The following is a 14,694-nucleotide window of genomic DNA, read 5'->3' on the forward strand; positions in this document are numbered from 1 at the left end:
CCGAGGGGTGGTCTCAGCCGCGGTACAGCGGCAGGCAGGCGATGAGACGGGCGCCCGGCCCGTGGTCGGCGACCTTGAGGGTGCCGCCGTGCGAGGCGCAGATCTCGCGCGACAGCGGCAGGCCCAGCCCGCTGCCGCCCTTCTCCTTCCGGCGGGCGGCCTCAAGCCGGGTGAACCGTTCGAAGACGCGCTCGCGGTCGGCCGGCGGGATGCCGTCGCCGTCGTCGGTGACCGAGACGCAGACGTCGTCCCCCTCCACCCAGACCTTGAGGTCGATCCGGGAGGCCGCGTGCCGGGTGGCGTTGTCCAGCAGGTTGGTCAGCAGCCGGTCGAGCTGGACGGGGGAGCCGAGCACGGGGGCCTGGGCGCACATGTCCACGACGATGGGGATCCGGCCGCCCTCGCGGCGGCGTACCTGCTCCTCGGCCAGGCGGCACACGTCGACGACGCGGCGGTCGGGGATGGCGCCGGCGTCCAGGCGGGCCAGCAGGAGCAGCTCGTCGATGATCCCGGTGAGGCGTTCGGCGGCGGCCAGGGCGCGGGCGCCGGTGGCGGGCCAGTCGGTCTCGTCGGGGTAGGAGTTGGCGACCTCCAGCTGGGTGCGCAGGGCGGAGATGGGGCTGCGCAGCTCGTGGGAGGCGTCGGCGACGAAGCGGCGCTGGGTCTCGGCGGAGCGTTCGAGGCGGTCGAGGGTGTGGTTGGTGGTGGCGGCCAGGTCGGTGATCTCGTCGCCGGTGTCGGGGACGGGGACGCGCCTGCTGAGGTCGCGCCCGGTGATCTCGGCGAGCTCGGCGCGGATGCGTTCCACCGGGCGCAGCGCGGAGGCGACCACGACCCAGGTGATGCCGGCGACGATCACCAGGGTCAGGGGCGTGCCGAGGAACACCATGGCGTTCAGCCAGGACAGCGCCCGGTTGACGTCGCTGAGCGAGGAGGCGCCGTACACGGTGACCGGTGCGCCTTCGGGGGTGCGCACCTGGAGCGCCATGATCAGGTATTGGGCCTCCTTCTCGTCCCTGAGGCCGGTGAGCGTGCTCTCGGCGCTGTAGAGGGTCTCCGGCTTCTCCACCCGCATGCCCGACAGCCGCTGGCCGTGGTGCAGCCCGGGGCTGGTGGCGAGGACGTGTCCGTTGGCGTCGATCACCTGCAGGAGCTGCACGCGGGCCGGGGCCTCCAGTGTCGGGGGGAGTTGCCCGGCGCGCGCCTCGCTGGCGACCCTGCGGACGGCCAGCTCCACCCGGGTCTCCACGAGCCCGTGCAGGTTGTCCGGCCCGAGGGTGAGGGCGAGCGTGCCCATGACGGCCAGGACCACCGCCGCCACCAATGTCGCGAGTGTGGTCAGGCGTCCCCGGATCGAGCGGGGAAAGAGCCTTGTCGCCATCCCCTTAGACCTACCCATAGGGACCCGGACGGGGAAAACGGCGGATCGAGATTCGGTAAGCGGCCCGCAAAGAGGGGTGTCCCGCCGGGCCGGCCCGGCGTCCCGATCGAATAGTGGACGCATGGGCAAGGTGATCGATCTGTGCCGCACCACCACCATCTGAGCGCGGCCTGGGCCGCTCCGGCGCTCGTCGTGCTGGTCACGTACGTGGTGCTGGCCGGGCGGACGACGTGGAGCCGCCGGCGTACCGCGAGCTTCGTCACCGGCTGCGCGCTGGTGACCGTGGCGCTCACCGATCCCGTGGCCTCGCTGGCCGCGGCCGACTTCCGCGGCCGCATGCTGCAACACGTGCTGATCGGCCTGCTCGCGCCCCCGGTCCTGGTCATGGGGGCGCCGGTGACGCTGCTGCTGCGTTCGCTGACGGCCGCGCGAGCCCGCCGGGTGACCTGGGCGCTGCGCGGGCCCGCCGCGCACCTGCTGGCCAACCCGGGGACGGCGCTGGCCCTCAGCGCCGGCGGCATGGCGGCCCTGTACTGCACGCCCCTGTACGGGCTCGTCCCCGCCCCGCTGGCGCACGCGTACTTCCTGCCGGCCGGTTGCCTGTTCGCCTGGGTCGTCGCCGGGCCGGACCCCGCGCCGCGCCGCCCGCCGATGCCCGTACGACTGGCCGCGCTCGCGATGTCGATCGCCGTGCCCGTGGCCCTGTCCCGGATCATGGACGCCGGCCGGCTGAGTCTGCCGGTGCCGTCGGACCAGCTCAGGGGCGCGGCGGAGATCCTTCACCACGGCGGCGACGCGGCGGGTCTGCTGCTCGCCCTGGCCCTGGCGACGTCCTGGCTGCGACGGCGCGCTCCTGAGAACGTCGAGGTCGAGTCGTCGGCCACGGGGCTCACCGTCCGGGTGCCGGGGACGCCCGAGCCCGTCCGGCGGGCCGTCCCCGACCGCGAGCCCGCGAGGGCGCGCGGCCCGCTCACCCCCTCCGAGTACGGCGACGACCTGGACGAACCCGACCCCGCCGACCTGTAGCCGTCCGGTCAGCGGGCGGCGCGGGAACGGAGGAGGTCGTAGAGCGCGGCGGCCAGGGCCATGAGCACGAACCCCAGCACCACCAGCAGGCCGTGCCGGAAGGCCGTCGGCCAGCCCTGCGGCAGCGAGCCGAAGAACGCCGAGCCCGCCGCCGCGATGCCGATCGCCGAGCCGAGCCGCTGGCCGGTCTGCAGCACCCCGGCGGCGCTGCCGCCGCCCTCGGGCGGCACCTCCGACAGCGTGATCGCCTGGTTGGGCGAGATCACCAGGCCGCTGCCGATGCCCGCGACCAGCAGCGGCAGCGCGGTCGCCGCCCCCACGCCGGTCCCCGGCACCAACAGGGTGGCCACCATGGTCCCCAGCAGGCCCGCGATCACCGTCCCGAGCCCCACCGCGACCAGCTTCCTGCCCGCCCGCCCGACGAGCCTGCCGCCGACCACCGACGACCCGGCGGACCCGAGCGCGAACGGCGTGATCGACAGGCCGGCCAGCAGCGCGCTGTAGCCCTCGCCGCTCTGCAGGTACAGGGTGAAGGCGAAGAAGATCCCGGTGAACCCGGCGAAGTAGAACAGGGCGATGGCCGACCCGAGGCTGTAGGAGCGCCGGGAGAACAGCGCCAGATTCACCAGCGGCTCTCTGGGATACAGCCGTTCCCAGAGCACGAACCCGGCCAGCACCAGCAGCGCGGCCGGCACGAGCAGCCACTTGGCCTCGCCCTTCCACTGGTGCTGCTGGATGAACGGCAGCAGCAGGGTCGCCACGCCCACGCCGAGCAGCAGCACGCCGACCGGGTCCATGCTCTCCCGCCGCCCGGTCCGCACCGGCCCGGGGGCGGGCGCGGGCAGCCACTTCCAGGCCAGCGGCAGCAGCGCGATCCCGATGGGCAGGTTGACCAGGAACACCCACCGCCAGCCCTGCTCGGCCCCGAACCCGGTGACCAGCGCGCCGCCGATCAGCGGCCCGGCGGCGGTGGACACGCCGATGGTCGCGCCGAGCGCGCCGAAGGCCCGTCCGCGTTCGTGGCCCAGGAACATCTGCTGGATCAGCCCGGACACCTGCGGGTTCAGCGTCCCGGCGGCCATGCCCTGCACGAGCCTGGCCGCGATCAGCACCGGCATGCTCCAGGCGAACCCGCAGGCCGCGCTGGCCGCCGTGAACAGCACCACGCCCCACATGAACAGCGCCCTGCGGCTTCTGGCGTCGCCCATCCGCCCGGCCGGGACCAGCAGCAGGCCGAACGTGAGCGCGTAGCCCGACAGCGTCCACTGCAGCCCGTCGTCGGAGGCGTGCAGGCCCGAGCGGATCGAGGGGAGGGCCACGTTGACGATGCTCACGTCCAGGCCCGACATGAACGCCGCCACCAGGCACACGCCCAGCGCCCGCCGGCGCGTGTCGGAACCGGATGCCTGCATCGCGACCTCTCTGCGGGAAAGCGGCCGCGATCAGGATTCCCCCCAGGGTGGGAAATATCGTCCATGGCGGACAATGATTTCTTTGCCGGGTCCACGTGAAGGAGCAAGTGATCATGGACACGATGGCCGTGGAGCGGAACGGCATCAACGCCGTCCCCGACGGTGAGCGGCACGGTAAGCCGTCCGATCTCTTCTGGCCCTGGGCGGGGGCGAACCTGTCCCTGTTCGGGGTGGCGTTCGGGGTGTACGTGGTCGGGCTGGGCCTCGGCGTCATCCCCGCCGTCGTGACCGGCGCCATCGGGTACGCCTTATCGTTCCTGCTGGTCGGCCTGGTCGCCGTCGCGGGCAGCCGGTCCGGCGTGCCGACGATGACGCTGGGCCGGGCGCCCTTCGGGTACCAGGGCAACAAGCTGCCCGCGCTGCTGTCGTACGTCTCGAACGTGGGCTGGGAGATCGTGCTCGTCACGCTCTCGGCGCAGAGCGGCGCGGCCATCCTGCGGCGCGTGGCGCCCGGCATCCCCGAGACGACCGCCACCGCCGGCTGCTTCGCCGTCTCCGCGCTGGTCGTGATCGCCGTCGGCGTGTACGGCCACGCCATGATCATGGTCGTCCAGCGATACCTGACGTACGCGTTCGTCGTACTGACCGTCGTCTACATGATCCTCATGGCCCCCAAGCTGGGCGCCTCGCTGGAGACGACGGCGGGCCCCGGCGGCTGGCTGGGCGGCGTCATCCTGGCCATGACGCTGCTCGGCCTGGGCTGGGTCAACTGCGGCGCCGACTACTCCCGCTACCTGCCCGCCGGTTCCCGGCCCAGGTCCGTGGCCCTGTGGACGACGCTCGGCGGCGCGCTGCCGCCGATGGTGCTGCTGGTGTTCGGCGTGCTGCTGGCCGGCGGCGACCCGAAGCTGGCAGAAGCGGCGGGCGGCGACCCGGTGGGCGCGCTGGCCGCGGCGCTGCCGACCTGGTTCCTGCTGCCGTACCTGCTGACCGCCATCGGCGGCTTCCTGGCCGGGGCGATCATGGACATCTACTCGTCCGGGCTGTCGATGCTGGCGCTCGGCGTGCCGGTCAGGCGGCATCTGGCGGTGCTGATCGACGGCGCCCTCATGGTGCTCGGCGGCTACTACCTGCTGTTCGTCTCGGACAACTTCTTCGGCACCTTCCAGGCGTTCCTGGCGATCATCGGCGTCGTGATGGCCGCCTGGGTGGCGATCTTCCTGGTGGACATGTGGCGGCTGCGGGACGGCGGCCGGGCCTACGACGAACGGCTGCTGCGTCCGGGCGCGCCCGCGCTCAACCCGGCCGGACTGGTCTCCCTGGTGGTGGCCTCGGTCGTGGGCGTCGGCCTGATCACGTCCGCGGACGAGCACATCGCGGCGGTCGTCGGGTTCCTGATGAGCGACGAGCTGAGGAGCAGCACGTTCGGGGCGGCCAACATCGGCGTGGTGATCGCGCTGGTCGTGGCGGGGGCGCTCTACTTCGTCCTCACCCTGCGCCGCCGCTGACCTTCTCAGGACAGGGAAGCTTCCATTACTGTTGGTGAGCAGTTATGGACTTTCCGTGGTTGTCTTCCGTATTGCGGTTGCTCAGATGGTCCGTCCACGGCACCTTCTGGGCGCTGCTGGCGACCGCCCTGACGGACGTGCTGGGCGAGGGGCGGTCGGCCGAGACCGCCGGCGGCGTGCTGCTCGGCGTGCTCTACGGCGTCGGCCAGCTGCTCGAAGGCGCCCCGCCGCACTTCGCCGGCCCGGCGCGGCCGGTGCTCGGGCGGGTGTGGCTGGGGCTGGTGACCGCGTGCTGGGCCGTCCTGGCGGTGGCGGCGGTGCCGTTCGTGTGGACGGCGTTCCCGCTGGTGTTCGCCTACCTGCGGCTGCTGCCGCTGTGGGCGGGCACGTTCGGCGTCACGGTGCTGACGTCGGCGGCGATCACGGCGGCGGAATGGCACGCGGCCGAGCTGTCGGCGGCGCTCGTCGTGGGGCCCGCCGCGGGCACGGCGATGGTCACGCTGCTGGCCCTGGCCTACCAGGCGCTGTCCGCCGAGAGCATCCGGTCGCCGGCCGGATGAGGCCGGTGCGAGGTCAGTTCGGGTCGGGCCGGCGCCAGGTCTCGAACGGCGCGGGGGAGTTCATGCGGTCCTTGAACTCCCGGGCCCTGGTCAGGCAGTCGGGGCAGACGGGCTCGGGCACCGACCGGGCCAGCGCCTCCGGCGTCGGCTCGCGCCGGGTGCCCAGCACCGTCCGGTCCGGAGGCAGGCCGGTCTCCGGGTCGATGGTCATCATGGTGACGTTCGCCGCGGTGTAGGGGAACGTGCGCTTGCATGCGAAGCAGGTGCCGATCGTGGTGATGTGGTCGTCTTCCATGAATCCGCCCTCCTTTCACCGCACCGTACCTCGCGGTCAGGGGTTGCGGCGCAACGCCCACTCGACCGCGGGGCAGCGGTCCATCACGACGTCGAGCCCGGCGTCGAGGGCGCGCTGCGCGGCCGCCTCGTCGATCACGCCGAGGGGCAGCCAGACCGCGCCCGCGCCGGCCGCGATGGCCTCGTCCACGACCTGGCCGGCGAACTCCGAACGCCGGTAGATCGCCACCACGTCGGGCTTGACCGGCACCTCGGCCAGCGACGTGTAGCCCGGCTCGCCCAGGACCGGCCTGCCCCCGGGGTGCACCGGGATGATCTTCTTGCCGCGCGCCTGGATGCGCTGGGCCTGGTCGTAGGCCGTGCGCCCCGGGGCGTCGCTCAGCCCCACGAACACCCACGTCCCCGCATCGTGCAGCAGGTGCCTGATCACGCGCTGATCCGCGAAACGATCGTCCATGCCGGTGTCAACACGCCGGGCGCGTGCGGGCTTCCCGGTTATGCCTGGGCGGTCGGCAGCACGACCATCTGGCGCAGGTTGACGTGCCGGGCCCGGCTGACCGCGTAGCCGATCAGGTCGGCGATCTCCTCGGCGGTCAGCGGGGTGAACGCCTCGAACATCCCGGCCAGCTGCGCGCCCAGCTCGGCGTTGTCGATGTGGTCGCCGAGCTCGGTCGCGGTCAGGCCGGGTTCGAGGTTGGTCACGCGTACGCCCCTCGGCCCGAACTCCGGGCGCAGCGAGGCCGACAGGTGGGTCAGCGCGGCCTTGGTCGCGCCGTAGACGGCGTAGTTCGGGAACGTGACGTGCGCGCCGATCGAGGAGATGTTCACCAGGTCGGCCGTACGGCCCGCGTCGGCGGCGGCCAGCAGGTCGGCCGTGAACGCGCCGGTGACGCGGAGTACGCCGGTGACGTTGGTCTCCAGCATGCGCGTCCACTCGTCGAGGCGGCCGTCCTCGACGGGGTTCGGCAGCATCACGCCGGCGGCGTTGACGACCAGATCGGGACGGCCCAGCCCGGTGTGGACGACCTCCACGGCGGCGGCCACGCTCGCGTCGTCGGTGACGTCCACGGTGACGGGCAGCGCGGTGCCGCCGTCAGCGTCGATCTTGGCCGCCAGCTCGGCCAGCCGGTCGGCGCGGCGGGCGAGCAGGGCCACCTTGACGCCGTTGGCGGCCAGGAGGCGGGCCGTGGCCTCGCCCATGCCGCTGGCGGCCCCGGTCACGACGGCGATGCGGCCCGAGAGGTTCTCGTAGTTCGTCATGGCTCTCACCCTGGCCGAGCCGGACGGACTTACCCAGCGCACGGCTTTTCCTGGTAAAGCCAGTACTACCCTGAAGCGGTGGAAGGTGATTTGGGGCAGTTTCTCCGTTCTCGTCGGGCCCGGATCCAGCCGGAGGACGCCGGGCTGCCCGCGTCGGGTCGGCGGCGGGTCAGCGGCCTGCGGCGCGAGGAGGTCGCGCTGCTCGCGGGCGTGAGCGTCGACTACTACATCCGCCTGGAGCAGGAACGGGTCCAGAACGTCTCCGACTCCGTGCTCGACGCCGTCGCCCGCGTCCTGCGCATGGACGACACCGAACGCGCCCACCTGCGCGACCTGCTCCGCCCCGCCGGGCACGTCAGCCGGCCGGTCCTGCGGCCCGGACTGAACAGGCTGCTGGACCTGGCCGACGGCATGCCCGCCTTCGTCCTCGGGCCCCGGATGGACGTGCTGGCCTGGAACGCGCTGGCCGACCGCGTCAGCGGCTTCGCCGGCGTCCCGGACGGCCGGCGCAACCAGCTCCTCCAGGTGTTCCTGGCGCCGCACACGCGCACCCTCTACCGCGACTGGCCCGAGGTGGCCGCCGAGACGGTCGCCTACCTACGGCTGTACGCCGGCCGTCACCCCGAGGACCCGCTGCTGGCCGGGCTGGTCGCGGAGCTGTCGGCCGCCCCCGACTTCGTCCGCCTGTGGGCCGCGCACGGGGTCGCCGAGAAGACGTACGGGACCAAACGCCTGCGCCACCCCGAGCTGGGCGAGCTGGACTTCGAGTACGAGACCCTGGCCGTGCCCGGCCAGCCCGACCTGGTGATCGTCATGTACACCGCCGACCCGGAGTCGGAGACCGGTCGCACGGTCGCCCGACTACGCCAGGAGATCGGCTCCTCAGGGGAACTCGCCCGGCCCGGCCGTGGTTGACCCGGGCGCGGGCCAGTGGGCATCGTGGGGCGGGTGACCGCCGATGACGTCGCTCTGACCAACCTCGACCAGCCGCTGTTCGACGGGTCGGGCGCCACCAAGCGCGACCTGGTCGACTATCTCGACGCGGTCGCCGGCCGCATCGTCCCCGCGCTGCGCGGGCGGGCGCTGTCGGTGCTGCGGGTGCGGCCCGGCCAGGAACCGTTCATGCAGAAGAACCTGCCCAAATACGCCCCTTCCTGGATCAGGACGGTCACCGTCTGGGCCGAGGCGTCCCGCAGGCAGATCTCCTACGCGCTCTGCGACGACCGGCGCACCCTGCTCTGGTTCGCCAACCAGCGAGCCGTCGAGTACCACCCGGCGCTGTTCCTGGACGGCCGTCCCACCCACATGATCCTCGACCTCGACCCACCCGAGGGCAGCGACTCCTTCCCGCTCGCCGTACGGGCCGCCCACCTGGTCCGCCAGGCGCTCGACGACGCCGGGCTGGCGGGCGCGGTCAAGACCAGCGGGGCCAAGGGGGTGCACGTGTTCGTCCCCGTCCCGCCGGGCACGGCCGTGGACGACCTGGCCGCCGCCACCCGGGCCCTGGCCGCCCGCGCCGAGCGGCTCGACCCGGCGCTGGCCACGACGGCGTTCATCAGGGAGGACCGCGCGGGCAAGGTGTTCGTCGACTCCACCAGGGCCGGTGGCGCGACGGTCGTGTCGGCCTACAGCCCGCGGGTGCGGCCGGGCGTGCCGGTGTCGTTCCCGGTCGCGTGGGACGAGCTCGACCGGGTCGCGCCCGCCGACTTCACCATCCACAACGCGGCCGGGCTGCTCGGCGACCGCGATCCGTGGGCCGAGCTCATGCCGGAGCCGCGTGAGCTGCCCGCCGACCTGGTCGCGGAGGGGCACACGATCCCGGTGGCCCGCGTCCAGGCGATGCACGAGGGCAAGCGTCGCGCCCGCGCCCGGCGAGCCGAGTCACCGTAGTGTCCGGATATTGACGCATTGGCGTAGGCCGATAGACCTTCTCAGGGGTGCGTCGGCGGGTTACTTTCCGAATCATTGCGGCTCGGGGGATTTCTCCGCATCTCACTCCTAGGGGAGCCTGCATGCGCAGAATCATCATCGCGTTGGTCACCGCTCTCGCCTTACCCGTCGCCATGGCGGTACCGGCGAGCGCGGGCCCGCTCGACGACGTCTTCGCCAAACTGCTGGTGAAGCAGGTCAAGGGCGAGAACGTGCGGAAACACCTGGAAGCGCTCCAATCCATCGCCAACGCCAACGGCGGCACCCGCGCCGCCGGCACGCCCGGCTACAACGCCTCCCGCGACTACGTGGCGGGCAAGCTGCGCAAGGCCGGTTACAAGGTCACGCTCCAGCCGATCAACTTCGTCCAGAGCTGGACCGAGAACAGCCCGCCCACGCTGAACCGGACCGCGCCGGACGCCAAGTCGTACGCGCCCAACGAGGACTTCTACTCCTTCCAGCCCTCACCCGCCGGTGACGTGACCGCGCAGGTCCAGGGCGTGGACCTGATCCTGCCCCCGACCCCGACGCCCACCTCGACCAGCGGCTGCGAGGAGTCGGACTTCGCCGGGTTCGTCGCCGGGCGCATCGCGCTCATCCAGCGCGGCACCTGCGCGTTCGCCCAGAAGATCCGTAACGCGGGACGGGCCGGCGCGTCCGGGATCATCGTGTTCAACGAGGGCCAGCCGGGCCGGACCGACGCCTTCCCGCTGGACATCGGCGAGTGGCGGGCGAACGTGCCCATGGTCTTCGCCGACTTCGCCGTCGGCAACGAGCTGGCCACCGGCACGCCGACCGTACGGCTCAAGGTCGACGCCAACCTCGTCCTGGGCACCAACGACAACGTGATCGCCGAGTCCCGGTTCGGCGACCCGCGCAACGTCGTCATGATCGGCGGGCACCTCGACAGCGTGACCGTCGGGCCGGGCATCAACGACAACGGCTCGGGCAGCGCGACCATCCTTGAGGTGGCCGAGGAGATGGCGCTGTTCCCGGTCAAGAACAAGGTGCGCTTCGCGTTCTGGGCGGCCGAGGAGATCGGCCTGCTCGGCTCCGACCAGTACGTCGAGTCGCTGTCCCAGGCCCAGCGCGACAAGATCAGGGTCTACCTGAACTTCGACATGGTCGCCTCGCCCAACTACGCGTACAAGCTGTACGACGGCGACGACTCCGACGGCCAGGGCTCGCCGGCCGGCCCGCCCGGATCGGCGCAGATCGAGCGGCAGCTCGCCGACTTCTACACCTCCCGCCACCTGCCCACCGTGGGCACCGACTTCGACGGACGCTCCGACTACGGGCCGTTCATCGCGGTCGGCATCCCCGCGGGCGGGATCTTCACCGGGGCCGAGGGCATCAAGACGGCGGAGGAGGCCGCGCTGTTCGGCGGCGTCGCCGGACAGCCCTACGACGCCTGCTACCACCAGGCGTGCGACACGCTCACCAACATCAACGCGACCGCGCTCGACGTGGACGCCGACGCGGTGGCCGACTCCACGGCCAGGTTCGCCTTCAACCTGAGGGGCATCCCGCCGCGGACCGCCGCCGCGAAGAGCAAGGCCGCTGTCACCTCGCAGTCGGCAAGCTGATCCGGTGATCCCGGGCGGGCTGGGCCGCCCGCCCGGGATCGCTCACGTGGTGGTGTGCGTGGGGGAGCGCAGGGCGGCCAGCAGGGCGGCGGGGTCGTCGGCGAAGAACCGGATCGAGGTGACCTCGGCCCGCTTCCCCAGCGGCCGCACCGCGACGACCGGCTCGCTCAGCTCCACCGTCACGTTCGTCCTGGACGCGACCGCGACGCCCAGCCGCCCGCCGTCCACGCTGATCAGGCCGGTCTCGTTGTAGCTCTGCGCGGTCCGGACGGAGGCGATGAGGTCGCGGGGCACGCGGAGGTCGAAGTAGGCGGCGTACCGGACGCGCAGCTCGTCCTCGGTGACCACGTGGGGCCTGGTGACGGAGGCGGCGGCCATGAAGACGACGAACAGCAGGCTGTACAGGTCGCCGACCAGCACCGGCACGCGGATCGCCGCCGGTACGTCGTTCACCACCAGCAGCAGGTCCACGACCGCCGTCTCGACGACCATCGCGAACATGAACAAGCCCAGGGTGAACGCCTGCTCCTTGGCGTACGACACGGCGGTCGCCCCCGCCGGGACGCCATGCCGCCGCCTGGCCAGCCACAGGGCCACGCTGGTCAGCCCCACCAGCTCGAACCTGAGGACCGCGCGCACCACGCCCATCATCCCGCCCCCTCCTTGGACCCGGTCTCCGTCAGTTCGGTGAACAGCAGCCGGAGCACCTCCGCCTGAGCCGGCGACAGCTCCTCGGTCATCGCCTCCATCCAGGACAGGTCGGCCCCGGGCCCGGACGGCACCATCGCGGCCAGCTCGTCGGGGATGTGGGCGGCCATGTCCTCGGCGAGCGGCCCGACCCGCTCGTCCCCGGCCTTCGCGTCGGCCAGCTCGTCGAGCCGCCGGTACAGCTCGCGCCCGGCGGCGAGCGCGCCCGGCTCGGTCATCGGGCGCATCAGCTCGGCCAGCCCTGTCTGGCCCTGCTCGTCGGACAACATGGTGGCCAGGGTCAGCAGCTCGTGGTCGAACGTCCCGAAGGCCGACCCGTCGCCGCCCAGGTCACGCAGCACGGCCGCCGCGTCGGGGGACATCATCGACGCCGGGCTCAGGTCGGGCTGGGCCAGCAGTGCCGCCAGCCGGGCCCGCCGCGCCGCGATGGCCTCCTGCTGCCTGGCCAGGTCGGCGTCCAGCTCCTGCAACGCCTCCCGGAAGTCCACGCCCCGCTCGTCGGCCAGCGCGTCCCGCAGCTCCTCCAGCGACAGCCCGAGCCCGGCCAGATGCCGCACCCGCGCCAGCCGTACGGCGTCGCGCAGCCGGTACTCGCGATAGCCGTTGGGAAGCCGTTCAGGCTCGGGCAGGATTCCCAGGTGGTGGTAGTAGCGCACGGTACGGGTCGAAACCCCGACCAGCGCGGCCAATTCGCCGATCCGCATGCCCTCATTGAACAGTTTGACGTCGCGTCAAGGTCAAGCCGGTGGGGTTCCGGCTCGCGAGGCTGAACGGTCCGAGGAACGTGTGGTTCGGGCCGTTCGTCGCTGGCCGGCGAGGGGAGAACCTCCGGCCACGGCCCCACGGTGTTGGGCGGGGTCGTGGCCGTGGTCGTTCCAGGGAGGGGTGCGTCTCACATCGAGGCGGCGCCGGAGGCGAGGGCGACGATGCCGACGACGGTCATCAGGAGCGTCGTGCCGGGGTGCATGGTGATCGAGATGCGGATGTCCTGCTTCTTCCAGGCGAGCCAGACGCCCGGGTAGAGGAAGACGAGCTTCGACAGGACGGTCCAGGGGGCCCAGAAGTGGTACACGGAGAAGAGGAGGGTGTTGAAGATCGGGGCCCACTTGCCGAGCTGCGGCAGGCGGGGCAGCAGGAAGCCGCGGAAGTAGTACTCCTCGATCAGCGGCAGGGTGAAGCCGGTGAACGGCCCGCAGACGAGCAGCGTGGTGAGCACGACCGCCTGCGGGTAGCCCTGGAGGTAGGTGGTGCCGTCGGGGCCGGCGCCCTGGTAGTCCACCCAGGTGAAGAACCAGTCGTAGACGAGGTTGTCCAGCGGGGTCAGCGAGAGCGAGACGACGGTCATCCACACGAGGCACGCGCCCCCGAGCCACATGACCTTGCCGCGCGAGAGCGGCTTGTCGCGGTAGCGGACGACGCCCTTCATCGTGAAGCGGCCGGTCTGCTTCTTGCCCAGCCACAGCAGGAACAGCTGGATCGGGAAGAGCACGATCGCGAGGGCCATGGCCCAGGCCGCGAAGATCGGCGCCCCCATCGCCCGCACCAGCGGGGCGGCGACGAACGCGTACACGGCGACGATGGCCGCGCCGGGCACCAGGTGCAGTGCGATGGAGAGCGGGACGGAGTGACGGTCCGCGAGGAGCTTCGCGACGAAGCCTGTCGGGTGTGCGCCGGCCGGGGGCCGCGTTGCTGTGTCCATGCCGGCAATCGTGGCCGGGCGGCCCGACACGGCCCTGACATCGTTCTGACACGGCTTCGGGCGCCGTGAAAGGCGCAGGTCACAAGGGGGTGGCGGAGGAGACGCTCACGGTTCGAGCCGCCACAGTGCGGGTCTGATGTCCTCGTCCCATGGCCCGGAGCCGATGCCGCCGAGCGCGTAGAGGGTGCCGCCCGGTGAGCCGGCCAGATCCCTGATCACCGGCACCCCCTTGTCGACGGGCGCCCGCTCGCGGGTCCAGCGTCCGTCCGACAGGTGCCACAACAGGCCGAGCTCCGTGGCCGCCCACAGCCCGCCGCGGCCGTCGGCCACCGCGTCCACGAACGGGTCCGGCCGGTCGCCCACCGGCCCCCACCAGCAGCTCCACCGGCCGGCGACGTTGCGCATCAGCACGCTCCTGGCGATCGTGACGTCCTCCTGGTCCACGGGTTCGTGCTCGCCCCAGCTGTACGTGCCCACGACCCAGAACTCCTCCGGCCCGGTCCGCGCCACACCCGCGATCCGCGTGGAGGGTTTGTCCGGGTGGATGGCCTCGGTGCCCGGAGGCAGGGTCATCCCGTCAGGAAGGGGGACGGCCTGCCAGCCCTGGTCCGTCCATCTCGACAGCTGGGTCTTCACCTCCTCGTCCGGGTCGGGGGAGGCGATCACCCATGGATCCTCGGTGCTGCCCGACAGCTTGTCGCTGTAGGAGTGCAGGGGCGCGGTCTGCCAGGCCGTGCCGCTCCAGCGCATCGCGCGGTCGCCGAGCAGCACCCAGGCTCCCTGCGCCGCCAGCTCCTCGCCGCTGACGGGCGGCACGCCCAGGTCCACCGGCCGGCTTTGCCACGCCCGGCCGTCCCAGGTGGACACGACGTAGTTCGCCGGTGAGTCGTCGGGGGACCCGCTCTGGACGATCACCCAGGCCCTGTCGGCCGCCGCGGCCCCCAGCCTGACCAGGGGATCCTTTCCGGCCGGGAACGCGGGGAGGTCCTGCCAGGACGAGCCGGTCCACCGCACCGGCCTCTGGGTGGGGCCCCTTCCTCGGAGGGCCCAGAGCGCGCCGTCCGGGGTGACCGTCGCCTGGTCGAGTTCGCCCTCTTCCGTTCCCGCCGAGGCCAGTCGCCAGGTCGAGCGGGGCAGGGTGGCGGGGTTCAGCTGGTCGACCGTTCTGCCGGGGGACGGGCAGGCGCCCGTGAGGTTGGTCATCGGCGGTCCCAGCCGGTCGGTCAGCACGTCCAGCTTGGGGGACGCGGACGGGGACGGGGTGGCCGTGGACGCCGGTGGCGCGGGCCTGACCGTCGCGCAGGCCACGAGCAAGAGGACACCGGCCAATG

Annotated in this window: 15 protein-coding genes; 6 read left to right on the forward strand and 9 right to left on the reverse strand. The window is 72.3% G+C overall.

All coding sequences use genetic code 11. The features are described 5' to 3' along the window. Positions 1–13 precede the first annotated feature (13 nt). On the reverse strand, positions 14–1,381 hold the full coding sequence (locus ABZ815_RS38600; RefSeq protein WP_357706161.1) for an ATP-binding protein: 1,368 nt from the start codon (positions 1,379–1,381) through the stop codon (positions 14–16). Between the two features lie 141 nt (positions 1,382–1,522). Here ABZ815_RS38600 and ABZ815_RS38605 point away from each other — a divergent pair, with 141 nt between their 5' ends. Then, positions 1,523–2,407, forward strand: a complete 885-nt coding sequence (locus ABZ815_RS38605) for a cytochrome c oxidase assembly protein (RefSeq protein WP_357706162.1) — start codon at positions 1,523–1,525, stop codon at positions 2,405–2,407. A gap of 8 nt (positions 2,408–2,415) precedes the next feature. Here ABZ815_RS38605 and ABZ815_RS38610 read toward each other — a convergent pair whose 3' ends face one another. Further along, positions 2,416–3,819 carry an MFS transporter gene (locus ABZ815_RS38610; protein ID WP_357706163.1) on the reverse strand — a complete coding sequence of 468 codons (1,404 nt, stop codon included), beginning with the start codon at positions 3,817–3,819 and terminating at the stop codon, positions 2,416–2,418. A 113-nt stretch (positions 3,820–3,932) separates the two neighbouring features. Here ABZ815_RS38610 and ABZ815_RS38615 point away from each other — a divergent pair, with 113 nt between their 5' ends. Together ABZ815_RS38615 and ABZ815_RS38620 are read left to right on the forward strand one after the other, a co-directional pair. After that, entirely contained in the window at positions 3,933–5,327 is a 1,395-nt protein-coding gene (locus ABZ815_RS38615) for a cytosine permease (RefSeq protein WP_357706164.1), read from the forward strand. Positions 5,328–5,404: 77 nt separating this feature from the next. Beyond that, positions 5,405–5,887: a hypothetical protein gene (locus ABZ815_RS38620; protein ID WP_357706165.1), complete on the forward strand. Its 483-nt coding sequence runs from the start codon at positions 5,405–5,407 to the stop codon at positions 5,885–5,887. A 13-nt stretch (positions 5,888–5,900) separates the two neighbouring features. Here the strand turns inward: ABZ815_RS38620 and ABZ815_RS38625 are convergent, their stop codons facing one another. The 3 genes from ABZ815_RS38625 to ABZ815_RS38635 are packed head-to-tail and all read right to left on the reverse strand — an operon-like array spanning position 5,901 to position 7,441. Next, a complete protein-coding gene (locus tag ABZ815_RS38625; protein WP_357706166.1) occupies positions 5,901–6,182 on the reverse strand; it encodes a hypothetical protein in 282 nt (93 codons plus the stop codon). Between the two features lie 36 nt (positions 6,183–6,218). Further along, positions 6,219–6,638 (reverse strand): CoA-binding protein, encoded by a 420-nt coding sequence (locus ABZ815_RS38630; RefSeq protein WP_357706167.1) that lies wholly within the window; start codon positions 6,636–6,638, stop codon positions 6,219–6,221. A 38-nt stretch (positions 6,639–6,676) separates the two neighbouring features. Beyond that, positions 6,677–7,441 carry an SDR family oxidoreductase gene (locus ABZ815_RS38635; protein ID WP_357706168.1) on the reverse strand — a complete coding sequence of 255 codons (765 nt, stop codon included), beginning with the start codon at positions 7,439–7,441 and terminating at the stop codon, positions 6,677–6,679. 78 nt (positions 7,442–7,519) lie between these two features. Between ABZ815_RS38635 and ABZ815_RS38640 the strand changes: the two genes are divergently transcribed. From ABZ815_RS38640 to ABZ815_RS38650, 3 genes are all read left to right on the forward strand, one after another. Next, complete coding sequence (locus ABZ815_RS38640) at positions 7,520–8,356, forward strand: helix-turn-helix transcriptional regulator (RefSeq protein WP_357706169.1); 837 nt, start codon at positions 7,520–7,522, stop codon at positions 8,354–8,356. Positions 8,357–8,389: 33 nt separating this feature from the next. Then, complete coding sequence (locus ABZ815_RS38645; RefSeq protein WP_357706170.1) at positions 8,390–9,331, forward strand: ATP-dependent DNA ligase; 942 nt, start codon at positions 8,390–8,392, stop codon at positions 9,329–9,331. Between the two features lie 122 nt (positions 9,332–9,453). Next, complete coding sequence (locus tag ABZ815_RS38650) at positions 9,454–10,956, forward strand: M28 family metallopeptidase (protein ID WP_357706171.1); 1,503 nt, start codon at positions 9,454–9,456, stop codon at positions 10,954–10,956. 42 nt (positions 10,957–10,998) lie between these two features. On the opposite strand, the gene ABZ815_RS38655 is transcribed toward ABZ815_RS38650, so the two are convergent. The 4 genes from ABZ815_RS38655 to ABZ815_RS38670 form a co-directional block, all read right to left on the reverse strand. Continuing rightward, positions 10,999–11,607: a hypothetical protein gene (locus ABZ815_RS38655; protein WP_357706172.1), complete on the reverse strand. Its 609-nt coding sequence runs from the start codon at positions 11,605–11,607 to the stop codon at positions 10,999–11,001. Then, a complete protein-coding gene (locus ABZ815_RS38660) occupies positions 11,604–12,368 on the reverse strand; it encodes a MerR family transcriptional regulator (protein WP_357706173.1) in 765 nt (254 codons plus the stop codon). Before ABZ815_RS38660 ends, ABZ815_RS38655 begins: the two co-directional genes overlap by 4 nt. Before the next feature lie 188 nt (positions 12,369–12,556). Further along, the gene (locus tag ABZ815_RS38665; RefSeq protein WP_357706174.1) at positions 12,557–13,363 is read right to left on the reverse strand and encodes a CPBP family intramembrane glutamic endopeptidase; all 807 of its coding nucleotides are present in this window, start codon (positions 13,361–13,363) and stop codon (positions 12,557–12,559) included. 105 nt (positions 13,364–13,468) lie between these two features. Next, entirely contained in the window at positions 13,469–14,671 is a 1,203-nt protein-coding gene (locus ABZ815_RS38670; RefSeq protein ID WP_357706175.1) for a hypothetical protein, read from the reverse strand. Positions 14,672–14,694: the final 23 nt, after the last annotated feature.

Origin of the sequence: Nonomuraea sp. NPDC047529 (genome assembly GCF_040642995.1) — a bacterium.
Taxonomy (GTDB): Bacteria; Actinomycetota; Actinomycetes; order Streptosporangiales; family Streptosporangiaceae; genus Nonomuraea.